The sequence below is a fragment of the Mycobacterium kyogaense genome (assembly GCF_003254575.1).
Classification (GTDB): Bacteria; Actinomycetota; Actinomycetes; order Mycobacteriales; family Mycobacteriaceae; genus Mycobacterium; species Mycobacterium kyogaense.
Map to the genome: position 1 here is coordinate 41,518 of NZ_QJUA01000014.1, position 26,127 is coordinate 67,644.

Consider the following 26,127-nt stretch of genomic DNA (forward strand, 5'->3'; position numbering starts at 1 on the left):
TCGGTTCACCCTCTAGAGAAGACCGGCGAAACCGACACCGGCTGTGCGTGAGCCGCCGGGACTCGACTCCGGGTGAATGGGAGAACTCACATGGGACGCGCGCATCAGCAGTCCAACGCTCGACCGGAGCCATCGACCCGTGATCGCCTGCTCGAGGCAGTGGTGGAGATCGCGGGCCTGCAGGGAGAATCGGCAGTCACGTACAGATCAGTGGCCACACGGGCTGGCGTGACCCACGGCCTCGTTCGGCACTACTTCGGTAGTCGCGGAGCGATGCTGGATGAGGCGTTCACGATGGCCGCCCAATGGGATATCTCTGAAACCAAGCTTGCCGTCAGCGACCCGCAAGACTTCATGCGTGGGCTGGTGGGCATGCTCGACGAAGGGTCGGGTCGGCAGTTGATGCAGTTCGATCTCATCCTCGCCGCGGCTCGCAACGAAAGGCTGATGAGTACTGCCAGAGCCGTGTATGAACGGTATTTCGAGACGGCTTCGGTGACCATGGAGAGCCTTGGGATTCCCGACGATCAAAACCATTGGGCCGCTTTGTTTTTCGCAATGGTCGACGGAATAACCCTGCAGCATTTCATTTTTCAGGATGACGAGCGAACAGAAGAACTTCTCGAAAAGCTTCGACGCCTTCTCGGATTCGTAGCTTCCACCGGCAAGATCTGAGCGATGGCAGGGAGTCATCCCAGGTTGAATAGCCGCTGTTCTTCGGCGGTCGGCAACGGGGTGTCCGGCTCTGACAGTGTGAGGGGTCTGCGATCCTGGACGATGCGGCGAAAAACCCAGAGTGCCAGCGAGATCAACAGCACGGATACGCCCACCCCGACGCTCGAATATCCACCGTATCCGGTGTCGGAGGGAAATGCGACACCGAATGCGATCAGCAGTGCATTGAAGATCAGTAGCACCCAGGTCAGCACGATCCACGGTCTTCCGAGTCGGATCGGGCGCGGCCATGCCGGTCGATCACGGCGGAGGACCAGCACGGCAGCCAATCCGAGAGTCATTGCCAGCATGTAGCCGAGGTTGGCCGCCAGGATGATCGCGACCGGTGAGGCCAGCGTGAACAGCAGTAGCAGGTTGACCACCATGTCCAACGTCATGGCGCGCGCCGGAACTCCGCGAGGGCTGAGTTCGCCGAACTGCTTGATGGTCATTCCGTCTCTGGCGAGTGCGTACAGTGACCGGCCCGCGGCGGCGGTGCCGGCGTTCATCCCGAGCACCAGATTGCCGATCAGACAGGCGATGACGAACTTGCCCATCGCCGACGAGTCGAACAGTTGCTCGTAAGCGCCCGCATAGAACCCGGACGGATCCTCGGCAATATCCGAAACTGACTGCATACCACCAAGTCCGAGTGGGAGTACGAGATACACCGACAGGCCGAGGACAGCCGACGCACGCAACGCTTTCGTGGATTCACGTCGGTTGACGTACTCCGGCGCGAATGCAGCACACAGTTCGGCGCCGTATGAGGTCCAGCCCATGACGAAAAGCCACACGAGAATCACCTTCCAGCCATCGAAGCTGGACAACGGGGGTATCTGCCAGACCAGGTTTGTGGCGTGCCAGTCGGACATGAAGAAACCGACTCCTGCCGCGACGATGGGGACGATCAGCAGCGTACCCGTGAGGTAACCGAACCACACCGCTGTCTTGATGCCTGTGACGTTGAACAGCCACACGAGGACGATGAGCAGAGCACCGATGATGGCACCGCTGGACAGATGGATGAAACCGAGATCCGCACGCCATGCCAGACCGGGCAACCAGGTCGCTTCGATCAGCGAGCCGACCGTCAATCCGGTGATCGACAGAGTGATGGACCAGCCGAACCAGTATCCGAACGCCGCGAGTACGCCGATGGGGGCGAAGTACTTCTTGAACGCCTCGTGTGAGTACATCGCGACACCGCCGGCCTTGTTCGGAAACATCGCAGCCAATTCGGAAAAGATGAACGCCTGCAGACCTCCGATCAGCGACGACAATCCCCAGAGAATTCCAGCGCCGAGGACTCCCAACCCGACGTAGCTGTATCCCATCGAGATGAAGAGTCCGCCGGCAGCGGAGAACGCGAAGATCAGAGTGTGATGCCACCGCAACGTGCGCAGGAACGTCGGCGGTTCGCCATCGGTTTTCGGATTCGCGCTGTGCGCGGGTTCCCCTTCAGATGATGCCGGGATGGAAACGTCGTCCTTGAAGGTCATGCTCGCGCCTCCATGATCGAGCGCGCTGCCGCCCGTCCGGATTCGAGCGCGCCTTCTATCCATCCGATCCAGGTGGTGGCCAGATCCGCGTTCGCGAATGCGATACGTCCCACCGGTGCGCTGATCTCGGATGCCGAGGCGCTGAGATAGCCGGGGGGATAGCCGATCCACGATCCCTGCGACCAGGGGTCTTCCTTCCAGTCGTGGGCCACGTAGTCGATCAGCGTTGCCTCCGGCAGAACCTGGCGTAGCGCGGTGGCCACCGCGGTGCGGTCGACGGGTCGGAACGTGCTGGGGGGCGAGGCAAAAGCCACCATGATCACACCCTCGGGCACCCGGTACTGGGTGTTGAGGCACAGAAGGTCGGTGCCGCGCCCGAGGCCGAAGAAGCCGTCGGGCGCGTCATCGACCAGAATCCAGAATTTGACCATGCGCCCCTGGTGCCCCTGCTCGGCCAGCGCACGCTTGGCGCCGAACAGGGTCGGTCCGAAATCCACGTCATGCCAGGTGTTCACGGGCGTAGCGAAGACGACGTCAGAAGCGCGCATGCTTCCACGACTGGTCTGGACTTCGACCGAATCGACGAACGACTCGATCTTGTGCACCGGCGTGTCCAGATGGATCACGACCGATTCCGTCGCTGCCAGGCCGTCCACCAGCGAGGCTGTGCCGTCTGCGAACTTCTGCGAGGCCACGGCCAGCCATCCGTAGGGGCTGTTTCCCATGCCGGCAAGAAGCGAGAAGGCGTCCAGGGCCGACCACTCACTTTCGTCGGCACCCATCCCCAGCGAGGCCATCATGAAGATGAACTCTTCTACCGGGTGTGGGAGCTTCAGCTGGCTGACCCATTGCGCGAGTGACACGTCCAGGTCTTCGAGCCCGCCTTGGACGTCCCGCCGTACGGTGGGATCGATCCGCCGGCTGGCCATGGCGATGTCCACCCACGCTCGTTCCAGTTCATACAGATCGTCACCTTCGATGGGGAACGCCGGCGTGAACGGCGCGCCGGTCAGCGCCCAGCGAAACGATGCCTCCGCCTCAGACACGAGCGACAGACCGTATCGATTCACTTCGTCCATGACCAGCGGATGATTCCTCGACGACACCCATGTGCCTCCGAGTTCCACCTTGCGCGTCGTCCCCGGAAACGTCCGATACTCAGTTCGTCCGCCGAGGCGGGGCCGCGCCTCCAGAACCTGGACAGTTCTTCCGGACGCGGCGAGATCGCGCGCAGCGACGAGGCCTGCGATCCCACCGCCGACGACGATGGCGTCAGCGGTGGCGGGCAACGGTGCGTGAAAGTGGGTCATGTGGTCCTCTGCGGTTCCTTGCCGACAACATCGACGTTCTACGTAGATCACGTGACGCTAACCCCGGACTGAGGAGAAATCAGGCCACGAGTTCGCTCACCGATCCGAGGACTTCCAGGTTCTTCTCTTCTCGGTGATTCTGGATGGATGACCGCCGCACCACAGACCGACGTCGCAATCAATTCTGCTGTCCGCTCGTCGAAGTTGGTGATCGACGGGCAACTGGTCGATGCCTCTGACGGTGGCACGAGCATCAGTCGCAACCCCGCAACCAAGGGGATCCTGGCGGAGTTCGCCGAAGCTACAGCTGCGGATGTCGACAGCGCCGTCGCGGCGGCGCGGCGGGCCTTCGAGGCCGGTGTCTGGCGAGCCATGTCGAACGACGAACGTGGCCGCGTCCTGTGGCGGGTGGCCGAGCTGCTGGAACGACATCAGGACGAACTGGCGACCATGGAGACGCTCGACCAGGGGCAGCCCTTGGCGATGTCACGCGAAGTGAACGTACCCATGGCGGCCCAGGTGTTCCGGTACTACGCGGGCTGGGCCACCAAAATCGAGGGCAAGGTCTCTGCGGTGTCTGCGCCAAATGCACTGCACTACACCCGACGCGAACCGGTTGGCGTGTGCGCATTGATCACGCCGTGGAACATGCCGCTGGCAATCGCAGCCTGGAAGATCGCACCTGCACTCGCCGCGGGAAACACAGTGGTCGTCAAACCTGCTGAGCAGACGCCTTTCACGACAGTCCGCCTGGTTCAGCTCTGCCTCGAGGCAGGTGTCCCGCCGGGTGTGGTCAACGTGTTGACCGGGGGCCCGGACGTCGGACAGGCGTTGGTCGCCCATACCGATGTCGACAAGGTGTCGTTCACCGGTTCCACTGAGGTCGGCCAACAGATCGGTGCGGTATCCGCGCAGACGAACTTGAAGAAGGTGAGCCTGGAACTGGGCGGCAAAGCGCCCAGCATCATCACGCCGGAAGCTGACATCGATGCCGCGGTGGTCGGCAACCTTCAGGGAGCCTTGTTCAATACGGGCCAAGCATGTGGCGCCTACACGCGGTTCTTCGTGCACCGCACCAAGGCGGACGAGTTCGTGTCCAAGATCAGCGATGCCGCCCGATCGATCACCATCGGCCCAGGCATGTTGGAAGGCAACGATCTCGGACCGCTGATTTCCGGCGAACACTTGCAGCGGGTGACCGGCTACATCGATTCGGGCGTCGAAGCGGGAGCGGAACTGGTCCTTGACGGCCGGTTACCCAAGGGCGACCATCTCGACGAAGGCTGGTACCTGGGGCCGACGGTCTTCACCGGGGTATCCGACGACATGGCCATAGCACAGGAGGAGATCTTCGGGCCTGTTCTGTCCATCATGACCTATGACGACATCGACGAAGCTGTGGTTCGAGCCAACGACTCCCGGTTCGGGTTGGCGGCGGTGGTCTGGACGCGTGACCTCGTGGTGGCCCACACCCTGACCGAACGCTTGCGCGCGGGAACGGTGTTCGTCAATCAGCTACCTCTGATCGACCCTGCGGGTTGTTGGGGTGGAATCGGGATGTCGGGCTGGGGGAGGGAGATGGGTAGCTTCGCCATCGACGAATTCACGGAAACCAAAGGTGTGTGGATCCGCACGGGCTGAAGTCTCGTCGAGACGCGGAAACGCCGGTCCGCTCAACAGACTGCAGCGTTGTGCACCGGCTCCGTGGCCTGGCACCATTCGGTCGCCGCACAGTGCGATAGCTTCCCGAGGAGAGGACCGATGACGTTGGATCCCATTGCCCACCACACCACCGTCTCAGGAAAGTACGGCGAATTCGACGCGGGGGTGGTGAACTGGCTCCGTCAAGACGACCAAGTTGTGAGTGGGTTCTGGCGCTGCACACCAGAGGAGCAGCCCGATGTCTACGAAGCGACGTTTGCGACTAACGAAACGGTCTACATCATCGAGGGCAGGGTCGAGGTCGAAGTCGTCGGAGGTCCGGTTCTCGATCTTGCGGCCGGCGATTCTGCATCCTTCGTCAAAGGAACGGTAGGCCGCTGGCGTGTGATCGAGCCCGTTCTCGAATTCTTCGTCTACAGCTGAGTGTGGCCGCAACGTGAAGCCACTGGAACGGGGATGAGGTGACCGCGAACCCTTGCAACCTGTCGATCTACGAACAGGTCTGCGCCATTGCGCAGTCGCGGCTCAGCGCCATCTCGCTGTCTCAATCTGTCCGAGATCGAATCATCCGACTCGAGCCGCGCCTTCACGCATGGGTGGAATTGACGACCGATATCGAACACCAGGCGAACCGCATCGAAACGGCGTCGGCACCGATGCCACTGCGGGGAGTGTCGGTCGGAGTCAAGGATCTAGTCGATGTGGCTTCCCCCACCACTGACCCCGGGCAGGTGACCGTCTCGGACGCACGGTGCGTGGCGCGGTTGCGGGAGCTCGGCGCTGTGATCCAGGGCAAGACCGTCACCGCCGAGTACGGCCACAACTCGACGATCTCGCCCCGACTGGAGCAGGATCGCCGACGGGAGCTGTCCAGCGGATCCGCAACCGCGGTGAGCGCCAATGTCGTACCAGTTGCAATCGGAACACAGACCTCGGCGGCACTCACTCGACCAGCGTCCTCCAGTGGTTCGGCAGCAATGGTGCTGGCACATGGCGAGGCGGACCTAGACGGTGTGGAGAGACTCAGCGAATCACTGGACTCCTTGGGCTTTTTCACTCGAACGGTGGACGATCTCCGCCATGTCTATCGCGCCTTTTCCGGACCTGCCGTCCCCACCCGACGGCCGACTGTCAGCAGCGCACTCGTGTGGCGCGGTAGCGGTCTCGGCGAGCTCTCGACGGCGAGCAGCCGGCTTCTGGATCGACTTCCCGGGCTGCTGGAAGAGATCGACATCGACTGCCGGCCTCTGCAGTGGGACGACCACGTCCACTCTCTCGCCGAGGATCACCGTGTCGTACTGGCCTACGAGCTGGCCCGCAATCGGCCGGCCCCTGAGTTCCGGCGGCATCACCACCCGCTGAGCCCACCGTTGCGGACGCACTACCGCCGCGGTTTGCGGCTCGACAGCGGAGATCATCACGGAGCGCTCGTCCGCCGAGACCGATCTCGAGTCATGCTCGAAGAACTTCTCGGCCGTGACGCGCTCATCGTCGGACCCGCGACCCTGCGATCGGACCGGCGCTGCCCGGCGTCCTCGGGAGCATCGACTCCCAGCGACCCATGGCAGCTTCTCGGGCTCGCCGCAGTGGTCGTTCCCGGTGTGCGGACGGTGGCCGGGCTCCCCGTGGGCATCCAGATCGTCGGACTGCCCGGGCGTGAACTCGACATGCTTGACCTCGGCGTGGCTCTCGAGGAGGTCTTCCGCCGTATGGACCCGATACCGGACCACTGATCTCGGACCGCGGCCGTAAGTGCCCGGTCAGCTTGAGCGGGCGTACTTTGCGACCTTCTCCTCGTCCAGGTCCATCCCCAAACCAGGGCCTTCGGGTGGACTGATGTGGCCGTCCCGGTAGCTGATCGGAGTGATGGCGATGTCGTCGGCGAGCAGGAGAGGACCGAACAGCTCCGATCCTGCGATGATGCCCGGTGCCGAACAGAACAGATGAGCACTGGCCGATGCACCGATGGAGGTCTCGATGGTGGTACCTCCGTGACAGCCGATGCCGGCGGCTTCGGCTATGTGGCTGATCCGCTGCACCGCCGAGATCCCGCCCGACTTGGCGACTTTGACGGCGAACAGGTCTGCGGCCGCGGCGCGCGAGAGCTTCAAGGCATCCTCAGGTGTCCGCAACGACTCGTCCGCCATCACGGGGATGGACAGCAACGCAGCCAGGCGTGCCTGACCGTCGAGGTTCGAGGCCCTGATCGGCTGTTCGATCAGCTCGATCCCCGATTCCTGGAGCACAGGCAACCAGCGAGTTGCGGTCAGTTCCGACCATGATCCGTTGAGATCGACGCGGAGGCTTGTTCGTTCGGCGAGGGCGTCGGCAACCGCGACGATGCGCCGCACATCCTCGGCCGGCTCAGACGAGCCCATTTTCAGTTTGAAGCTGCTGTGCTCACCCGATGCCAGCTTCGCTTCGATCTCGTCGATTACCGTGGGCGCGGGTTCTACTCCAATCGCCCAGGTGACGGGAATGGAGTCCCGGCTGAGGCCGCCGAGCAGGTCGTACAGCGGCACCGACAGAGCCTTGCCGCGAACGTCCCACAACGCCATTTCGATGGCGGCCTTCGCGAATTCCGCTCCTGCAACAGTCTTCTCCAGGTAGCGGCTCAGCTCCTCGACGCGCGCCGCGTCGCGTCCGATCAGCGCCGGAGCGAGGTACCTGTTGATCAGCGCCTCGATGCCCTCGATCGACTCGCCTCCCCACCAAGGGCCACCGGGCACCACCGCTTCGCCAAGGCCGAGGACACCACCGTCGACAAGGAGCCGGACGATCAGCACACTCTGGTGATCGATCGAGGTCACCGAGAAGCGATGAGGCCGGATCAAGGGGATGTCGACGAGTGTCGTTTGTATGGATCTGATTGTCATATCGCCCATGGCAATTCCTCTGCGATGTGGATTCAGCGGGTTTCCGGAACCAGAACGAAGTCGTACGTCACCCGCACATCGCGATCAGTCTGTTCGACTTTCAACATCAGGCCGTCGCGTACCGCATTGGCGACATCGTTGTCGACGTAGTCGCCACCGGGAAAATAGAGCTGGGAGGTCAGCGGCTCGTAACCGTCCGCGGTCACCTTCAAGTGAATGTGAGCGGGCCTGAAGAAATGTCTTCCCAACGCGGACAACACGATACCCGTGGGACCATTCTTGGGGATCTCATAGGGAGGCGGGAGGATCGATGACACCGAGAACCCTCCGTCGGGTCCGGTGGCGAACCTGCCGCGCAGGTTCCAGTCCGGAATCCCCGGATGGATGCCCGAGTAGAGGCCGTCGGCGTCGGCGTGCCACATGTCGATGATGGCACCGCCCAGGGCATTCCCGTCAGTACCGGTCACCGTTCCGGTGAACACCATCGGGGTGCCGCGTTCGTCGTCGCGTTGCGGCATGACACAAGGGGCCTCGAGCAGCGGCGCCCCGGCGATGTAAAACGGGCCTTCGATGGCAGCGCTGCTACCGACGTGATCCTCGTTGCCGATATCGGTGGCCTCTGCTTCGAAGAAGACATCGGGCAGCAGAGATTCCTCGCCCTGTTTGATGCTGTCGATCACCAGTGACGTGGCAGCGCGGTACTCGCGATGATTGATCCGGTGTTTCCGAATGAACTCGACAAGCGTCCGTTCGAGGTCCTCGACAACTTCCACGACTCGATCGTTTGTCATGGGCTTTCTCTTTCGTCTGGGGTCCGGTACGTCAGACCCGGTACGGCTACGGTTGCGAATTCGTACGCTATGCGTACACTCTGTCCGTAATGCGTACTCACTGTGTAGCCTGCGCCACATCTCATGTCAAGGACGTCACGTGACCAAACCCCCTGAGGATCGCGATATCGTCCGCGCTCTGACCAGGGGCTTGGACGTGATCCTGGCGTTCTCGAACCGTCGTTCGAGAATGTCGTTGACCCAGGTGGCGGCGGGGGCGGCGCTGAGCAAGCCGACCGCCAGGCGGCTCCTGTTGACGCTGCAGCAGGCGGGCTACGTGGAATCAGATGGCAAAACCTTTAGCTTGACGCCGAAAATTCTGGGGCTGGGTTACGCCTACCTGAGCTCCCTCAACCTGACCGAGATTGCGCAGCCACACATGGAGAAAGTCGCTGAGGCCACGGGCCACGGGTGCTCACTGTCCGTGCTGGACGGTTCGGAAGTCGTGTACATCAGCCGTGTGCCGACCCACCGCATCGCCAATCTCACGTTGGCGACAGGCAGTCGACTGCCCGCACATGCCACGTCGATGGGTCACGTGCTCTTGGCGGGACTGGGGGCGGCCTCGCTGCGCACATATCTCGAGGCCGCCAGCCTGATTCGCGTTACCGCTCGTACCATTGTCACAGCCGAGAAACTCGCAGACCGGTTGGCGCAGGTGCGGCAACAAGGTTGGGCCATCGTGGACCAGGAACTCGAGGACGGTATCCGATCTGCCTCGGCGCCGGTGGTGGATGCGCATGGTCATGTCATCGCGGCACTGGGGATGTCGACGACCACGGATACCGCCATGACGACGATCCGCGACACGTATGTACCGGCGCTGAAGCAGGCAGCGGCGAACATCAGCAGCGAGCTCGGGTCAGGCGCTCTGGCGCGACCTAGTTGACATCGTGCTCGGATTCTGACCGAATAGCGCTGTCCCCCTGCGGGATCACTGTGAGGAGAGAATCCCGATGAGAAGATCACCGATTCCGACCTACGCGGAGCTCTGCGACAGAACAGATGCTCCGGCAGGTTCAGCCTGGGGCGTTTTCGGGCCCGATGACGAGCTGGGCACGTTGAATCATCTGACCCCCGAGCGCGTTCTCGCAGCGGCCGGCTGTGTGCGAACCGGGGAGACGTTCAATCTCGATCTGCCGCTGGACGCCTTCGACCCCGCTCTGATACCGACTCGGAAATCACTGCAGCACACTCTCTTTGCAGGAAACCCGTATCACAGGGATGAGTACCTCGACAGCTTCTACACCCAGAACACCTCCCAGATCGACGGCTTCCGACACATCGGGCATCCCGAGACGGGGTTCTACAACGGCGCAGACCCGAGTCGTTTTGTCGCAGGCGACCCCTTCTTGGGAATCAATCGCTTCGCCGAGCGGGGGATCGTCGGGCGAGGCGTTCTGATCGACGTGGATCGTTACCTGAGGTCGATCGACAGGAGCCTCGATCACGCTGGTGGCGAGGCGATTCCGATCAGTATTGTCGCGGAGGCTGCTCGTCACCAGCGTGTGGAGCTACGCCACGGCGACATCCTGATGATCAGAACCGGATGGCTGCACCACCACCTCGTGGAGTCGACGCCAGAGCAACGGCAGCGCAACACCAATCCGCTGCGCTGTTCGGGGCTCAAGGCAGAGCCGGATACCGTCGCGTGGCTGTGGGACAACAAGTTTTCACTGGTGGCGACCGACAACATCGCGGTCGAGGCGTGGCCGGCCGATCCGAATTCGCCTTTCGTGACCGAATCCGAACGCGCTGGGGCCATCGCACGCAGTTCTCACAGCGGATTGATGCACCGAGTGCTCATACCACTGTTGGGCTTCGTTCTCGGCGAGTTGTGGAGCCTCGATTCGCTGGCGGAGCGCTGCGCGGCCGACGGACAGTGGGACTGCTTGCTCGTCGCTTCACCGATGAATCTGACGGGCGGCGCAGGATCACCCGCGAATGCGACAGCGATCCGCTGACACGTCACAGTCGTTCGGGCGCAACGGCGTCGGACACCGGTACGGGAACCTTTACTACCCTTGACCTGCGGCCGCGGCGCAGTAGCGTATGCACCTGGACATGTGAGTAGAGCCACATCAGCACGGTCAGCCCCGGCTGTTCTCTCTCATCGCTGACACCGATCCGGTGTCGCCATTGGTTTTTCGCGAAAGGTGCGCCCGTGGTCAATTTCGATACTGATGTCGTCGTGATCGGTGGCGGATTCGCCGGCGTCACCGCTGCGCGAGAGCTCACCCAACGTGGCGCCGGCGTCGTGCTGGTGGAGGCTCGTGATCGCTTGGGCGGCCGAACCTGGACCAAAGACAGCCATCTCGGCCACTACCTGGAGATGGGCGGGACGTGGGTGCATTGGAGCCAGCCGCATGTGTGGGCCGAGATCGGCCGCTACGACTTGGAGCTCGTGACAAGCCCGGAACCGCAACGAGCGCTGTGGATGGTCGATGGATCAGTACATGCCGGAACGCCGGACGAGATGTTCGGGCTCCTGGACGACGGAATGACCAGGCTGCTGGAGCGTTCCCGCGAAGTCTTCCCCAATCCGTTCGATTTCACCCCGGTCACCGACGAGCAGAAGCTGCTGGACCAAATCACGGTCGACGAGATGATCGGTCGACTGGGCCTCGACGCCGAGCAGCACGATCTCGTCGAAGGCCTGTGGGGCCTGAACTTCAGCGGACGGCCCACGGTAGGGGCCTTCACCCAAGCCCTGCGGTGGGGCGCGTTGGCCGGCGGCAATTGGTCGCTGATGTTCGAAGCCTGCGGTACCTACAAGATCGTCGGCGGAACCCGGATGCTGCTCGAAGCCATCGCAGCTCAATGCACGGCCGACATCCGACTGAACACGCGCGTCCGGCGGATCGAGCAGACGACTGAGGCAGCGACTGTGACCCTCGACAACGGCCGCATGCTCACAGCGCGCCAGGTGATCGTGACCGTGCCGGTCAACGTGCTCACCACCATCGAGTTCGAACCCGGGTTGCCCGCTGACCTCATGTCTGTCGCTGGCGAGGGGCAGGCCTCTGCCGGGCTGAAGGTGTGGGCCCGTGTCAGGGGAAGCATCGATGGCACCTGCGCGCTCGGGCCGAGCAGTTCGGTGCTCAATTTTTTCCTGCCCGAGTTCGAACTCGACGGTGACAGTATCGTCGTCGCATTCGGTTCTGACGCCTCACGACTCGATGTCTGCGACCGCGGCGCTGTCGAGGCAGCACTGCGGGAATGGCTGCCTGATGTCGAGGTGCTGGCCATCGACGCGCACGATTGGGTAGCTGACGAATTCGCCGGACAGACCTGGCCGATGCTGCGGCCCAATCAGCTAGCCGCGATTCAGGACGCCAGTGGCCGCGCCCACGGCAGGGTGCGCCTGGCCGGTAGCGACTACGCGCAGGGCTGGGCCGGATTCATCGACGGAGCCATCGAATCAGGCAAGACCGCCGCAGCGCGAGCCTTCACAGCCCTGAGCTGATATCTCACACCAGCTCCACAGAGCCACCCCAAGCAACCACGAACCGCCGAACTGAAGGAATGAAACCAGATGTCGTACTGTGCTGAGCTCGTCACCTTTCGCCTCACTGTGCCGGCCGAAGAATTCCTCGAGTTGAGGGACGCGGCGATCAAGCAGGTGAAGGCGGCCCATCCCGGGCTGGTGGCCGTACCCTTCTGCGGCGAGCGCGCGGACGGGTCGTGGATCGACGTCTGGATCTACGAGTCCGTAGATGCCGCCGACACCGCCAATGCCGACGCGGGCAGTCTGAGCGACTTCCTGGGGATGGCCAAAGTCCTGACCGACGTCGACGTCGAGACCACCATGTGCGCGCCGCGCACCGTCACCCCGATGGCTTAGCCGCCATGGTCGAGTCGAGCCAATCACAGCAGCCGCCGACGGTCGCGCACGTCGATTCGCGAACCCAATTGAGGCAGAACGCATTCGGCGTGCCGACGATCTTGTTCTTCGTCTTCTCGGCACAAGCCCCCCTGACGGGCATCGTCGGCACTGCAGCGCTCACCATCGCAATGGGAGTCGGCGCAGGAACCCCGGGCATCTACCTTCTCGTCGGTGCGAGCATCATCCTGTTCGCCGTCGGCTTCACCACGATCGCGAGATCCATCAACACCCGTGGCGGATTCTTCGCGGTCGTCCGGGCCGGCCTGGGCCGGCCCATCGGGACGAGCGCGTCGATGCTGGCCCTGCTGTCCTACAACGTGGTGCAGTTCGGCATGTATGCACTACTCGGCGTCAGCATCAGCTACCTCGTCGAGTCAGATCTGGCAATGAGTGTTCCTTGGTGGCTGGGCGCGGTTGTGTCCACGGTGTTGGTCTGGACATTGGGATCATTCAACATCGAGCTGGGCGCCAAGATTCTCGCCGCTCTCGTGACGGTCGAGTTCGCCCTGCTCATTGCCATGGCCGTAGGCATCCTGGCCCGGGTCGGGCTCAGCGGTCTGAACGTCGAAGCGAGCTTCGGCGTGCATTCTGTGCTCGTTGGAGCGCCTGGCATCGGCATCATGTTTGCCATCGCTTCGATGTTCGGCTTCGAGTCGACCGCAGTCTATGCCCCGGAAGCAAAGAACCCCGAGAAGACCGTGCCGCGGGCCACGTACTTGTCGGTGTCGATCATCGCGCTGTTCTTCACGCTGATTGTGTGGATGCTTGTGAGCTACTACGGGAGTGATGGTGTTCGTGACGCGGCGGCTCAAGCATTAGCAGGAGACCCCGCGCAGTTCGTACTGGTCCCGATGGCCGATGTTCTCGGTGGATGGTCGGCGATAATCGCGCAGGTACTGCTGTGCACGTCGCTTTTCGCCGGTGTCCTCGCCTTCCACAACATGGTGGCCCGGTACCTACACGCGTTGGGGGAGGACCGCATCCTACCGTCACGTACCGCCCTCACCAATCGGTGGAAGGCACCCTGGGTCGCCTCATTGACACAGAGCGCATTCGCGCTACTCACGCTGACGATCTTTGCCGTTGGCGCACTGAACCCGATGACCACGCTCTTCACCTGGGCCAGCGGCGTATCGGTCCTCGCGCTGGTGGCGCTCTATGTGCTGACCTCGGTCGCGATTGTGTGCTACTTCCGCCAGAACCCGCATGTCGGCCGCCGGTGGAACAGTGTGGTCGCCCCCACGCTGTCGGTCGTGGCGATGGCAGGAATCCTCGTCGCGGTCGTCACCAACTTCGAGTCGCTGGTCGGTAACCAGGGGCCACTCATGTGGGCACTGATCGCAACGGTGCCGATCGCGGCGGGGGTCGGATATCTGGCGGGCCGCGACGTGCACACCACGGAGCATGTGGCCGCGGCAACCGACACCTCGATGGCCTCGGTCGATTGACCGGCGCGGAATGTTCGATCCGAGAGGGGATTTCCATGGGTGACGAGCCAACTCTGGCGCAGCTGGCAGCGCGAATCCGTGTTCTGGAGGCCGAAGCCGACATTCGTCGGCTCCAGGCACGATACATGTTCCTGTGCGACACACCGTGTCCCGAGTTCGCCGTCACAGACGACTCGCGGCGCATCGAGCTGGTACTCGAGCTGTACACCGACGACGCGGTCTGGGAAGGCGTCGGCGAGTACTACGAGAATCAGTTTGGCCGCGCCGAAGGCAAGGGCGAGCTACGGCAGCACTTCCAACGGTTCTGGGGCGACAAGACGGACCCAGCGTTGGTGCTCAACGCGCACTACCTCACGTCCGAACAGATCCATGTCGAAGGAGACACCGCCAGCGGGCAGTGGATTCACATGCAGCCCTGGCTGTTTTCAGACGGCAGCGCTCTGTTGCGTTCCAGCCGGCTCAACAACACGTTCCGAAACGTCGAAGGACGCTGGTTGATCACACGTACCCGTACCGAAAACGTCTTCGTCGCCGATCTGCCGGACAGTTTCGCTCGCGCATACCCTGCCCGCATGGATCTCATGAAGCCGTGACCGACTCCCGCGCCGTCGCACAAGGTGAGTGAACTAAAGGTAATACCTACGAAGTGGTCGGTGATTGCCGATATGCGAGCGCTGCTGGTGGCCCTAAGCTCGAATGACGCAGTAACCGCAACGTTGGGAGACCTCCAGCCGTCGAACTGTACACCAGCTTCGATGTCTCCCAACCCATCTGGAGTTTCCAGTCGACCGTGGAGTATCGATGACCGCTGTATTCGACCGTAAGAATATCTACGAGCTGTCTCCCGCCGAGCTGGTGCAACCGGACCGGGTGGCCGGTCGGATGTACACCGACCCGACGATCTTCGAAGAAGAGATGACGAAGATCTTCGAGAAGGCGTGGGTTTTCGTGGCACACGTATCGGAGGTTGCCGCGCCCGGACAGTTCAAGTCGACGCATGTCGGGCGTCAGCCGGTCATCGTGGTGCGTGACCGCAAGGGTGAGGTTCGAACGCTGCTGAACCGGTGCCGGCACCGCGGTGCGAGCGTCTGCGAGCAACGGCAGGGCACCGCCAACGGCTTCACCTGTCCCTATCACGCGTGGTCCTATGCGTTGGACGGTCGTCTGCGCGGGATCCCGTACCCCGATGGTTACGAGGGGGTGATGACGAAAGAGGGCATGGGGCTTCGTCAGGTCCGCACCGAGTCATACGGTGGGATGGTCTTCGCCACCCTCGATGACGAGGCCGAGCCGCTCGAGGAGTTCCTGGGCGACGTCCGTCAGTGGATCGACCTCTTCATGAAGCAGGGGGCCGGCTACCCGCTCAAGGTGCTCGGCACCCACCGTTTCAAGTTCCACGGCAACTGGAAGATCCAGTTGGAGAACACGACTGATGGGTACCATTTCCCCATCGTGCACCGGTCATGGATGGCCTCGGTGGATGCCGAGACAGCCGAGATGATGAGCTTCATGACAGATCCGGCCTGCAAGACGAGTGATCTCGGCAATGGGCACTCGGTCGCGGAGATGGTTCCGGAACACACCGATCTCGATATCGACGATGGCACCGAGCCGCTGCAGTCGCGGTTTGACGGCCTGGTTGCGGAGCTGAAGGCGCAGGGCCTCGATGATGCTTCTGTGCGACGTATGGTCCGCGCGATGCACGGCACAGGCTTCAACCTCAACATGTTCCCGAACGTGTCAATGTCGATCGCGTTCCTACGGGTACTGCGGCCCATCAGTGTGGACGAGACGTGGATCGAGCATGTCGCACTGGGCCTCGACGGACCACCCGAGATCGTGGGCCCGGTCAACCGTGAACGACTCCGGGTGCACGAGCACTTCCAGGGCCCGTTCGGCTTCGGCACCCCGGACGACGCCGAGGGCTGGGATCGCGTGCAACGCGGAGCAATTGGGGGGCCGGATCTGCCGATCATGGTCAATCGGGGCATTTCTCGGGAGAAGACCGACGGCAAGTGGGTCACGTCCCACGTGACCGATGAGACCGGCATGCGCTCCGCGTACGCCAAGTGGAAGGAACTGATGAGCCAATGACTGAGACCACGGAGGTGAGCGCGAGGGTGAAGTCTGGATCACGTGGATCTGCCGGCCGTGGCCGAGACCTGCCGACGGCCATGGTGCCCACCTCTGATCCTCGTGTGGTGCGCGCGCTCGACCTGATCGCGAGGGAGGCGGAACTTCTGGACCTCAAGAACTATGAACGTTGGCAGGATCTGTACACGCAAGACGCGATGTACGTCATTCCGATCGATCCGGACACCACCGACTTCGAGAACTCGCTCAACATGGTGTACGACGACGCCCGAATGCGCCAACTGCGCGTGACGAGGATGACCCAGGGTTACGCGATCGCGGCGGTGGACGCTGCCGCCACGTCTCGCATCATCGGCCGTGTCGTCCCGGCTGCGGTGTCGGATACCCGGGTGGATTTACGCGCTGCACAGAATCTGGTGGCTTACAAGCGCGGCCGTCACGATATCTGGGCTGCCAGTGTCGACTACACGATCCTGCTCGGCGCCGAGCCCGAAGCGGACCGGATCGGGGGCAAGGTGATTCGGCTCGTGGACGGTGCCGACGAGGTTCCCGCTGCGGGATTCTTGTTATAGCGGAAAACCTGGTTGGCGAACGCCGAAGCGGAGCAGCCCGAAAAATTCCTGGGGCTGCTCCGCTTCGGCGCTTCTATGTGCGCCAACACAGCACAGCGCAACGAGAAGGCTCGACGGCGCACCGGCGCGGCGTGTTCGCGTCCCGGCGCGCCGTGCCCGCCTCACAAGACGACGGCGACTGTCTTGGGTTCGGTGTAGGAAAGGATGCCTTCGTAGCCGAGTTCGCGACCGATTCCGCTCGCCTTGACACCACCCCAAGGTAGCTGCGGCGACAGGGGAGACCAGCCATTGACACCAATGGCACCCGCGTCGATTCTCGACGAAATGAGATGTGCGCGCGACACATCGGACGTCCACACAGTCGCCGACAAACCGTACTCGTTGTCGTTGGCCATGGCCACGGCCTCGTCGTCTGAATCGAAGGGAATGATCACACCGACCGGCCCGAACAGCTCCTCGCGGGCGATGCGCATGTCGTTGGTGCCCGCCACTACCGTTGGTTCGACGAAGAAACCCGGCAACTCGGGCACCCCGCCGCCGGCGACGAAACGGCCGCCCCGGGTGGCGAAGTCGTCGAGGTAGCTGGCCACGTGATCGCGCTGCCGGGCATTGACCAACGGGCCCATCGTCGTCGCCGGGTCGAACGGGTCACCGAGCACCTGCGCCAGGGCCGCATCCCTGAGCCCGTCCATCACGTCGTTCACCACAGATCGGTGCACCAATATACGAGTACCAGCTGCGCATACCTCGCCCTGATTGGTGAACAGCCCCATGGCGCATCCCTGCACGGCCGCCGCGACATCGGCGTCATCGAAGACGATCTGGGGTGCCTTGCCGCCGAGTTCGAGCGCTGTGCGCTTGAAGTTGACGGCGGAGTTGCGCAGGATCGCCCGCCCCACCTCGGTGGACCCGGTGAACGAGATCTTCTTGACCCCCGGATGCAGTGACAACGCCTCACCCGCGACCTTGCCGGTGCCCGGAAGGATGTTCACGGTACCGGGTGGGAATCCGGCCTCGTCGATGAGTTCGGCCAGCCGCAGGATCGACAGCGAGGCGTCCTCGGCGGGTTTGACGATCACCGTGTTCCCGCAAGCCAGTGCCGGCGCCAGCTTCCAGCCGAGAATCATCAGCGGTGCGTTCCATGGCACGATCGCCGCGACCACTCCGAGTGGCTCTCTGCGGATGTAGGCATGCATCGGCGGGCCGCCGAAGTATCCGTCGGTGGATACCAGTTCACCGTTGATCTTGTCGGCCCAGCCGGCGTAATACCTCAGGGAGGCAGCGAAGTTGGGAATCATCATGGCGATGCCCTGGCCGACAGGCCTGCCCATGTCCAGGGATTCCAGGGCTGCGAGTTGCTCGCAGTCCCGCTCGACGAGGTCAGCCAGGCGGTGAAGCAGAACCCCTTTGGCGGAGGGGGGAGTCGCGCCCCACGCACCGTGGAACGCTGCGGCTGCGGCCGCAACCGCGTCTTCCACATCGTCGACGTCCGCGGACGACAACTGTGCCAGCGGCTCTGCGGTGGCTGGATTCATCGTGGTGAACGTCTGTTCGGCATCGCGCCAGGTGCCGCCGATGAACAGTCCGGCGTGGAGTTCAGAGATGTCGATCACGGTACGTGTGCTCCTTTGGGACAGACGGGCATCCACGAGTCGCCGGAATCTCCGCGCGCGCAGTCGCGGGATCGATACGGCGGCGCTACCGGACCGCCCAGGTTCACGGTGTGTACCGCGTGCTGTCAACATATCGGCGACAGCGGCGATCATCCACTGGGAGTTGCCTGCGACGACGTACGGATACCTTTAGCGATGTGCAGTCAGTTCGGGCGCTGCGCAAGCGGAAGGTCGATCGTCACTTCGGTTCCGCGGGGCTCGTTGTTCCCGTAGTGAATAGATCCGCCGTGGCGTTCCACGATGTGTTCGGAGATGATCAACCCGATACCCGAGCCGTCGAGTTCCGAAGAAAACGCACCGTGTGCCAGTCGGTCGGAGGGCACCCCAGGCATGCCGCCCCCCTGATCGCGGATCCGGATGACGGCGCGATCGTCGATCGTGTCAGTTTCGATGCTGAGCTCCTTGACCTCTGTCGAGGGGCGCATGATTTCGTTGATCGCATTCACACAGATGTTGATGATCACCTGACCGATCAGAACGCTTTCGCCGTGAATGAGTAGCGTCTCTTCAGGTACTCGGGCCTTCACCCCGATGCCGTATTCAGCGGCTCTGAGTCGAACGAAATACAAGCTCTCCTCGACCGTCGCGTTGAGATCCATCAGTACCGAGGTGCTCTCGATACGACGGACATAGCGCTTGACGGACGCCACGATGTCTGCGGCGCGGAGCAATTGACGCTCGATCTGATCGATGCCGTAACTCAGGTGCTGTGAGTCCACCGTGTCTGTGGACAGCCGCGCTTTGAGCCCGCTCAGGTAGTTGGTCGACGCCGCCAATGGCTGCCCCAATTCGTGGGCAAGGATCATCGCCATGTCACCCATGGCGTGGTAGCGGCTCAAATACTGCAGATTGGCTTCCTGGTATGCGTTGCGGCGTTCCCACTCGACGCGTTCGGTCACATCGCGGACCGTCAATACCCTGGAACGAATCCCGTCGTGTGACACGATCTCGAGTTCACCCGCCAACCACGCCGTGCTGCCGTCGTCGTTGGCGATCTCCAACTGCAAGCTCACCGAACTGCTGCCGCCGGCCAATGCTGCCACTACCTGCTCGCTGTGCAGTCGCGGTTCACACCGACCGAGGGTCTCCAGGTGCACGCCGCTCAATTGCGAAACCGTGCGGTCGAAGAGTCGGGCGGCCAACGGCGAGATGTCGGCAATTCGATTGTGCTCGTCGAGTACCACGATCCCTGCCGCGGTGTGCGTCATTATCCGTTGCAGCGACTCGGAGACTCGGCTGAGCTCCTCTTGCAGTTCCACTTCCTCCTCCATGTTGCGGAACTCGACCATGATGACGGGGCCATCTTCACACGGCACCAGCGTCGCGCGGGCGTCGGCCAAGAAGTCCGTCCCGTCCTTCGTGCGATACTTCCACTGTTTTCGGCCGCTGCCATGGACCACCACTGACTGCAGCCATTCCACACCCAGTTCCCGGCGATATTGGTGCTCTTGGGCGCTCATGTGGTGTGCTTTGAGCGGCTTGAGTTCCTCGAGCGTGAACCCGAATGTCTGACAGGCGGATTCGTTGGCCCAGAGGATGCTCTTGGAGTACGCCTCGTGAATGAGGATGCCGGTCTGCGTCCTCCGGATCATCGCTTCGAAATCGCGGCGTGTGGGAAACAATGCCAGCACCTTTCTGGGCGCTACTCAGCCCGTCCGGCGGCTGATGCCGGGTGCACCAGCGGGTAAGGGATTGCTTAGATCCGGCGTAGATAATCCCGATATCGCGGGCGCGGTCCCGCCTCTAGCCTAACGCTTAATGCGCGCTCAATCTCGAAATGGAGAATCGATGACGATGCCGACAACCCGTGAGCGGGTCAGCGCCGCCCCGCCCGGAGCTTCCCGCGACGCAGCTTTCGCAGAGGCGCTCGATGTGCTCAGAGACCGCCGCGACGAGTTCAACTCGCAACATTACGTCCCGGCTGACTTCATCGACTTGCTCAAGAGGACCGGGATGTACCGCGCTTCCACGCCGGCCATCTTCGGGGGTGAGCCGATGTCGCCCACCGAGTTCATGAGCCGCGTGGAGCGAATTTCCGCGATCGATCCCGCGACTGGTTGGGTTGCCAGTTTTGGTTCGGCGCTGGTGTATCTCGCGGCGTTGCCGATTGATTCGCAACGCGAGATCTATGCGCAAGGCCCAGACGTCGCCTATGCCGGTGGTCTCTTCCCCATGCAGGAGGCCCGGCGAGTACCCGGCGGCTACGTGTGCTCTGGCGTGTGGCAGTTCGCCAGTGGATGCCGAGGTGCAGACGTCCTCGGCATCGGTCTGCTGGGCGGACCCGAGACCGAAGGCAGACCACTGACTGCGGTGGTGTCCCCGGATGATGTCGAGATCATTGACAACTGGCAGGTCGCGGGTATGAAGGCGACCGGTTCGCATTCGCTGCGAGCACACGAGCTGTTCGTTCCCGAGCACATGACCTTCGTCCGTGGTGGTGCACCCACAGTGGACGAACCACTGACCCGCTACCCCGCGTTGAGTTATGCGGCGCAAGTGCTCGCTGTCGTCACACTGGGAGCCGCCCGTGGTGCGTTGGATTACGCCATCGAAGTCGGCGCTGAGCGCACGTCCATAACTGGAGGTAGCAGCAAGGGAAACCGGCCGGTGTACAAGCTCGGGATCGCCCGCGGAGAGGCCGAACTTCGTTCTGCACGAGCCTTTTTCTTCGACGTCACGGAGGAGGTGTGGGTCAAGGCGCAGCAACGGCAGGTCATCACCGACGAAGACCGTGCGATGCTGCGTTTGGCGGCCACGCATGCTGCCCACGTCGGCCGATCGGTGGTGATGCAGGCGTTTGACCTCGCCGGTACCGGAGCCATCTACGAGACTCACCCCCTGCAGCGCTACCTGCAGGATGCGCTCGTCCCAGCCCAACACGCCATGTTGCAGAGCAGCACCTACGAGGCGGCGGGTTCGATGCTGCTGGGGCTCGCACCCGGCATCCCCAGCTTCCCCTGATCTGTCCACCGACTTTCCCCAAGGAGTGACGCTATGTCCGAACAGCCCTTGCGCACACTGTTCTGCCTCGGCAACAACCAGAATTTCTTCGACCTTCCGAAGGCAGACATCGGCCCGGTGTGGGAGGCGACCTGTGAGATGCTCACCAATCTGAAGAACATGGATGGTGTGCAGGTGATCGGCACCTTCGACGACGACTCCCACCAGGTCGGCCCGTCCTCCACGTGGCCCTGGACTGCTTACATCCTCGCTGATGTCCGTGACCAACCCACCGTCAAGGACGCCTGCAACTTGCTCAGGACGACGATGGTCGGCGAGTACGCGCTGTGGAAGTTCTTCAAGATCGAAGCCCGGATGGGTCGTGAACTCGTCATCCGTGATGACGTCTGACCGCAATCGGCGTGAGAGGGGCAGCAATGAGCGACAATCAGTCAGAGCAGGGCATCGCATTCGTGACAGGCGCCGCCGGAGGAATGGGTAGCCACATTGCGAGCCGGCTGCACTCCGACGGCTACCGAGTGGTGTTGTCGGACATCGCCTTCGACAAGGCCCAGGACATCGCGATGCAGCTCAGTCCCGACGGTTCGACAGCCATACCGCTGGAACTCGACGTTTCGCACAAATCCGGGTTCGTCGATGCGTTGGTAGAGGTTCAACGTGTGTGGGGTACGCCCGATGTGCTGGTGAACAATGCCGCGATCACTCGAGCCGCGGACCTGATGACGCTGGCGGAGGACGACTTCGCCGAGGTGCTCACCACCAACGTCAACAGTATCTTCTTCGGCTGTCAGGTCTTCGGCGCTGCGATGGCGGACCAGCAGTACGGGCGCATCGTCAACATGGCTTCCCTGGCCGGACAGAACGGCGGCACCGGCACGGGTGCGCACTATGCATCGTCGAAGGGCGCGATCCTCACCATCACCAAGATCTTCGCAAAGGAATTCGCTTCGGCAGGGGTCACGGTCAACGCAATCGCTCCAGGACCCCACGACCTACCCATTGTCACAGCGACGATGACTTCGGAGCGCCTGGCGGCAGTCCTGTCGTCGATTCCGGCCCGCCGGCTGGGCAGCCCGTCTTTCATCGCCGACATGGTGGCCCTTCTCGCCCAACGCAATGCGTTCTTCGTCACCGGTGCATGCTGGGACGTTAACGGCGGACTATATTTTCGTTGAACAACAAAGGATATGGATCATGACGCTCATTGACGTCGTAGTCTCGCGAATTGTCGCGGAGACTGCTTCGGTGAAATCTCTTCACCTCACACGACTGGACGGCACTCCTCTCGGCGCGTACACGCCGGGAGCGCACATCGACGTCGTGGGGCCTACGGCCATCACCCGGCAGTACTCGCTGTGCAGCCGGCCCGATGCAGGCGACACCTTCACCGTCGCAATCAAGCGTGAGCCGAACTCACGCGGCGGGTCGGCGGCGCTCCATGAGCTCCAAGAGGGCGATGTCATCCAAATCAGTGCTCCGCGAAATCTGTTGACGATCGCGGAACAGGCCAGTCACCATGTACTGGTCGCGGCCGGCATCGGCATCACCCCGATGTTGAGCATGGCGCGATACATGGACGTACGGGGAATCGATTTCCAGCTGCACTACTTCGCGCGCTCGGAGGAAGAGGCGGCTTTCCTACCAATCCTGCGCGACCGGTGCCCAGACAAGCTGCACGCTCATCTAGGCGTGAGCCGTGAGCGTCAAGAGGCGTTGCTATCGGCGGCCCTCGAATCTGCGGCGGCGAACACCCACGTGTATGTCTGCGGCCCAAGGGAATTCATGACGAAGATGATCGCGCTCGCCGAGAAGTACGTGGCCCCGGACGCCGTGCACTTCGAGAATTTCCATGCGGCGGAGCCGGTCGCGGCGGCCGACAATTCGCCCTTCGAGGTGGAACTCGAGGGCCAGACGTACCAGGTCCCGGCGGACCGCAGCATCTTCGAAGTCCTCGACGAGAACGGCTGCGACATCGACACCTCCTGCCAGGAGGGAATCTGCGGCACGTGTGTGATGCAGGTTATCGACGGTGTGCCTGAACATCGCGACAATGTCCTGACCAAGGCCGAGAAGGAATCCGGCGAACTCATCGCGGTCTGCGTGTCACGGGTGAAGGGGCAGAGAATAGTGCTCGACTACTACTGATCGGATTCCTCCGGCAGTCGCTGATCTCAGTCAATCATCATGTGGGACAGACACGTCGTAGCGAAGAATGTCGCGTACCAACGTACTGATGCTGTCGGCCTCGGTCTTGCTCTTGATCCGCGCACGGTGGACATCGACCGTCTTGACACTCATGCCGAGCTTGCGGGCGATGTTCTGGCTGGGTAGGCCCTCCACCACCAAGGCAAGTATCTGCCGTTCACGGCTGGTCAGCGACGAGACCCGCAGCTGGATGGCTTGCCGCTGCTGATGAGCCAGGAAACGGGCTGAGGCTGTCTCCATACCCTTCTGCACCGCCTCGAGCAGCCGCTGGGGGTCGTAAGGCTTTTCGAGGAAATCCATGGCGCCGGCTTGCAGAGTGGATACCGATAGGCGGATATCGCCATGCGCGGACACGAAAACAATCGCGACATGGGGCGCGAACGCATTGAGCCTCTCCTGCAGGCGCGGACCACTCATCATCGGCATCCTGACGTCAAGGATGACGCACGCTGGGTGGCTCCCGTCATACGCGTTGAGGAATGTGTCGGCGCTGTGGCACAGCGTCGGCTGAATCCCGATGCTCCCCAACAGCCAGTCCACGGATTCACACAGCTCTGGATCATCGTCGACGACGTACACCCGCGCCGAGGAAGTGGCATCGTTCATCGATGCGCTCGTGGGCTCGTGGGATCCCATGGTTGGGATGGTGTCTCGGATTCGGCCGTCTGTGGTGACTCGTCCCACTCCGCATCGGCGATCCAGTAGTTCATGCCGACTGCGCTCACGTTGTGGCGCCACTCCGATGTGCGGCGCAAACGAGGTTCCTCGCGGTGCACCGACTCGTCAGCCGCGGCAGGTCCGTCGGCTTGCACGGTCCAGTGCACCCAGTTGACCTCCCGGTCGTATTCGTCGTGCACGAAAAGATCAACATGGTGCCACCCGTAGTTGAAGGTGTCTTCGTAACACGTCAGGAATGTCCTGTGGTGATTGGTCGGTCGGGATGTCACAACCACGATGTTCTCCGATTCAGACACGTCTGACAATCATGTCGGGTTGGCGCGCAACAAAGGCTCCACGCGGGTCGCCATCTCCAACAGCGCAGTCTCCTGCCCGGGCTGACCGATGAGCTGTACTCCGAGAGGCAGATTCTCCGCGCTACGCGCACCCGGCACGGTGACGACCGGGCAGCCCAACAGCTGCCAAGCGCGGCTCAGAATGGGCGTCCCGGTGGCTGCCAATCCGGATGGGGCCGGGCCCAGCGCCGCGGGACCGGCCACGACCGTCGACCCTCCGAGCATGGTGGCGAGGAGATCGCGCGAACGGTCCCGACGGGTGAGAGCGGACGCACGCTCACCGTCACCGATGCGCCGCCCCTGGGTCAGCAACGCACGTAGTGGCTCGCTGAGCGCCTCCCGGTGAACCTCCTCAACAGCGCGAAGCGTCTCGGCCGCCTCATATGCCATGACGAGGTGGTGATCCTCCGTCAGCGTCCTGACGTGGTCGTCCCAGTCGAGAAGTGCGACGCCGAACCCCGCCCCGCGCAGCAGGTCGGGTAGCACTTCGATGAGCGAAGCCATCTCCGGGTGCACGTCGCCCAGGCCGCTGCCAGACCACACCAGTACGTTGGCGACAGGTGACGAGGACGCGCGACTGCTGGCCTGCCCGCTGAAGGCCGAGTACACATGGACGAGGTCCTCCGTGGTGCGGGTGAGTATGCCGAGCGAGTCGAGCGACGGGGACAACCCGCATACTCCGGTCAGGCTCGTCGATCCCTGTGTGAGCACCAGTCCCGCTGCGCCACAGAATGCAGCGGGACGTGTCAGGGAGCCGGCGGTCTGTGTCCCGAGCGCGAGCGGGATCGTGCCGGCGCCGACCGCAGCTGCAGAGCCGCTCGACGACCCACCTGGAGTGTGATCAGCCGAATACGGATTGCGGGTGGGCCCCGGTGCGAAATAGCCGAATTCGGTCGTGACGGTCTTTCCTTGGATCACCGCGCCGAGACCCCGGAGGCGGGCGACACATTCCGCATCCTCGGATGCCGGCTCCGCTGACGTCGTGGAGGATCCGGCCCTGCTGGGCAATCCCGCCACATCGATGAGATCTTTGATGCCGACTGAGACTCCCCGTAACGGCAGCGCCTCCGGAGCATCCTGCTGCGCCTGTGCCTGAATGGGCACGTCGTCGGAGAGCACGGTCCAGGCTGCGAGATCGGGTTCTCGGCGTTCGATCTCCGTGCGAACCTGCGCTGCAAGTTCCACCGCCGAAATCGATCCTTGGCGTATCGCTGCCACCTGATCCTGGATCGGTTGCGCCCGATAGGCGGAGTTCACCCGTTGCTCCCTCTCTGCTGACCAGATCAGTCTGTCGCAGCGCGGGTGCTCGCACCAGTAAAGATTTCCCTCGTACCGCCGTAGGTCGGGGGAGCTCTAGTTTCGTAGACGTCCACGAACAGGG

Annotated in this window: 25 protein-coding genes; 16 read left to right on the forward strand and 9 right to left on the reverse strand. The window is 62.7% G+C overall.

From position 1 onward, the window contains the following. Positions 1–90 precede the first annotated feature (90 nt). Positions 91–675, forward strand: a complete 585-nt coding sequence (locus DMB80_RS12235) for a TetR/AcrR family transcriptional regulator (RefSeq protein ID WP_111510097.1) — start codon at positions 91–93, stop codon at positions 673–675. A gap of 14 nt (positions 676–689) precedes the next feature. Here the strand turns inward: DMB80_RS12235 and DMB80_RS12240 are convergent, their stop codons facing one another. Further along, positions 690–2,216 carry an APC family permease gene (locus tag DMB80_RS12240; RefSeq protein WP_162938508.1) on the reverse strand — a complete coding sequence of 509 codons (1,527 nt, stop codon included), beginning with the start codon at positions 2,214–2,216 and terminating at the stop codon, positions 690–692. Next, complete coding sequence (locus DMB80_RS12245) at positions 2,213–3,526, reverse strand: flavin monoamine oxidase family protein (protein WP_111510099.1); 1,314 nt, start codon at positions 3,524–3,526, stop codon at positions 2,213–2,215. Before DMB80_RS12245 ends, DMB80_RS12240 begins: the two co-directional genes overlap by 4 nt. A gap of 207 nt (positions 3,527–3,733) precedes the next feature. Here DMB80_RS12245 and DMB80_RS12250 point away from each other — a divergent pair, with 207 nt between their 5' ends. The 3 genes from DMB80_RS12250 to DMB80_RS12260 all read left to right on the forward strand — a co-directional run bounded on the left by DMB80_RS12250 (position 3,734) and on the right by DMB80_RS12260 (position 6,921). Next, on the forward strand, positions 3,734–5,167 hold the full coding sequence (locus DMB80_RS12250) for an aldehyde dehydrogenase family protein (protein ID WP_338043867.1): 1,434 nt from the start codon (positions 3,734–3,736) through the stop codon (positions 5,165–5,167). A gap of 120 nt (positions 5,168–5,287) precedes the next feature. Further along, positions 5,288–5,611: a cupin domain-containing protein gene (locus DMB80_RS12255; protein ID WP_111510101.1), complete on the forward strand. Its 324-nt coding sequence runs from the start codon at positions 5,288–5,290 to the stop codon at positions 5,609–5,611. Positions 5,612–5,649: 38 nt separating this feature from the next. Further along, a complete protein-coding gene (locus DMB80_RS12260; RefSeq protein ID WP_111510102.1) occupies positions 5,650–6,921 on the forward strand; it encodes an amidase family protein in 1,272 nt (423 codons plus the stop codon). Between the two features lie 27 nt (positions 6,922–6,948). On the opposite strand, the gene DMB80_RS12265 is transcribed toward DMB80_RS12260, so the two are convergent. Together DMB80_RS12265 and DMB80_RS12270 are read right to left on the reverse strand one after the other, a co-directional pair. Next, entirely contained in the window at positions 6,949–8,073 is a 1,125-nt protein-coding gene (locus tag DMB80_RS12265; RefSeq protein ID WP_111510103.1) for a muconate cycloisomerase family protein, read from the reverse strand. 23 nt (positions 8,074–8,096) lie between these two features. Beyond that, positions 8,097–8,855 carry a dioxygenase family protein gene (locus DMB80_RS12270; protein ID WP_162938509.1) on the reverse strand — a complete coding sequence of 253 codons (759 nt, stop codon included), beginning with the start codon at positions 8,853–8,855 and terminating at the stop codon, positions 8,097–8,099. A 139-nt stretch (positions 8,856–8,994) separates the two neighbouring features. Between DMB80_RS12270 and DMB80_RS12275 the strand changes: the two genes are divergently transcribed. From DMB80_RS12275 to DMB80_RS12310, 8 genes are all read left to right on the forward strand, one after another. After that, positions 8,995–9,783 (forward strand): IclR family transcriptional regulator domain-containing protein, encoded by a 789-nt coding sequence (locus tag DMB80_RS12275; RefSeq protein WP_205538642.1) that lies wholly within the window; start codon positions 8,995–8,997, stop codon positions 9,781–9,783. Positions 9,784–9,850: 67 nt separating this feature from the next. Next, on the forward strand, positions 9,851–10,858 hold the full coding sequence (locus tag DMB80_RS12280; protein WP_111510105.1) for a cyclase family protein: 1,008 nt from the start codon (positions 9,851–9,853) through the stop codon (positions 10,856–10,858). 200 nt (positions 10,859–11,058) lie between these two features. Beyond that, on the forward strand, positions 11,059–12,360 hold the full coding sequence (locus DMB80_RS12285) for a flavin monoamine oxidase family protein (RefSeq protein ID WP_111510106.1): 1,302 nt from the start codon (positions 11,059–11,061) through the stop codon (positions 12,358–12,360). Between the two features lie 69 nt (positions 12,361–12,429). After that, on the forward strand, positions 12,430–12,738 hold the full coding sequence (locus DMB80_RS12290; protein ID WP_111510107.1) for a hypothetical protein: 309 nt from the start codon (positions 12,430–12,432) through the stop codon (positions 12,736–12,738). After that, a complete protein-coding gene (locus DMB80_RS12295; RefSeq protein ID WP_162938510.1) occupies positions 12,705–14,228 on the forward strand; it encodes an APC family permease in 1,524 nt (507 codons plus the stop codon). Before DMB80_RS12290 ends, DMB80_RS12295 begins: the two co-directional genes overlap by 34 nt. A gap of 35 nt (positions 14,229–14,263) precedes the next feature. Further along, positions 14,264–14,821, forward strand: a complete 558-nt coding sequence (locus DMB80_RS12300; protein ID WP_111510109.1) for a nuclear transport factor 2 family protein — start codon at positions 14,264–14,266, stop codon at positions 14,819–14,821. Between the two features lie 208 nt (positions 14,822–15,029). Further along, positions 15,030–16,322 carry an aromatic ring-hydroxylating oxygenase subunit alpha gene (locus tag DMB80_RS12305; RefSeq protein ID WP_111510110.1) on the forward strand — a complete coding sequence of 431 codons (1,293 nt, stop codon included), beginning with the start codon at positions 15,030–15,032 and terminating at the stop codon, positions 16,320–16,322. A 107-nt stretch (positions 16,323–16,429) separates the two neighbouring features. Continuing rightward, positions 16,430–16,894: an aromatic-ring-hydroxylating dioxygenase subunit beta gene (locus DMB80_RS12310; RefSeq protein WP_476703725.1), complete on the forward strand. Its 465-nt coding sequence runs from the start codon at positions 16,430–16,432 to the stop codon at positions 16,892–16,894. A 161-nt stretch (positions 16,895–17,055) separates the two neighbouring features. On the opposite strand, the gene DMB80_RS12315 is transcribed toward DMB80_RS12310, so the two are convergent. Together DMB80_RS12315 and DMB80_RS12320 are read right to left on the reverse strand one after the other, a co-directional pair. Beyond that, on the reverse strand, positions 17,056–18,507 hold the full coding sequence (locus DMB80_RS12315; RefSeq protein ID WP_240431153.1) for an aldehyde dehydrogenase family protein: 1,452 nt from the start codon (positions 18,505–18,507) through the stop codon (positions 17,056–17,058). A 203-nt stretch (positions 18,508–18,710) separates the two neighbouring features. Further along, positions 18,711–20,159 carry a PAS domain-containing sensor histidine kinase gene (locus DMB80_RS12320; RefSeq protein WP_111510159.1) on the reverse strand — a complete coding sequence of 483 codons (1,449 nt, stop codon included), beginning with the start codon at positions 20,157–20,159 and terminating at the stop codon, positions 18,711–18,713. A gap of 196 nt (positions 20,160–20,355) precedes the next feature. On the opposite strand from DMB80_RS12320, the gene DMB80_RS12325 reads away from it, so the two are divergent. From DMB80_RS12325 to DMB80_RS12340, 4 genes are read left to right on the forward strand one after another with little or no spacing between them, the layout of a single operon-like run. Then, positions 20,356–21,528, forward strand: a complete 1,173-nt coding sequence (locus tag DMB80_RS12325) for an acyl-CoA dehydrogenase family protein (RefSeq protein WP_111510112.1) — start codon at positions 20,356–20,358, stop codon at positions 21,526–21,528. Between the two features lie 33 nt (positions 21,529–21,561). Next, entirely contained in the window at positions 21,562–21,918 is a 357-nt protein-coding gene (locus DMB80_RS12330; protein ID WP_111510113.1) for a hypothetical protein, read from the forward strand. Between the two features lie 26 nt (positions 21,919–21,944). Then, entirely contained in the window at positions 21,945–22,703 is a 759-nt protein-coding gene (locus DMB80_RS12335; RefSeq protein ID WP_111510114.1) for an SDR family NAD(P)-dependent oxidoreductase, read from the forward strand. Between the two features lie 19 nt (positions 22,704–22,722). Beyond that, complete coding sequence (locus DMB80_RS12340; protein ID WP_111510115.1) at positions 22,723–23,673, forward strand: PDR/VanB family oxidoreductase; 951 nt, start codon at positions 22,723–22,725, stop codon at positions 23,671–23,673. 30 nt (positions 23,674–23,703) lie between these two features. Here the strand turns inward: DMB80_RS12340 and DMB80_RS12345 are convergent, their stop codons facing one another. From DMB80_RS12345 to DMB80_RS12355, 3 genes are read right to left on the reverse strand one after another with little or no spacing between them, the layout of a single operon-like run. Next, positions 23,704–24,339 (reverse strand): response regulator transcription factor, encoded by a 636-nt coding sequence (locus DMB80_RS12345; RefSeq protein WP_111510116.1) that lies wholly within the window; start codon positions 24,337–24,339, stop codon positions 23,704–23,706. Next, positions 24,336–24,686 carry a hypothetical protein gene (locus tag DMB80_RS12350; protein WP_240431161.1) on the reverse strand — a complete coding sequence of 117 codons (351 nt, stop codon included), beginning with the start codon at positions 24,684–24,686 and terminating at the stop codon, positions 24,336–24,338. The genes DMB80_RS12345 and DMB80_RS12350 overlap by 4 nt, the downstream gene beginning before the upstream one ends. Before the next feature lie 30 nt (positions 24,687–24,716). Further along, on the reverse strand, positions 24,717–26,003 hold the full coding sequence (locus DMB80_RS12355; protein WP_111510117.1) for an amidase: 1,287 nt from the start codon (positions 26,001–26,003) through the stop codon (positions 24,717–24,719). Positions 26,004–26,127: the final 124 nt, after the last annotated feature.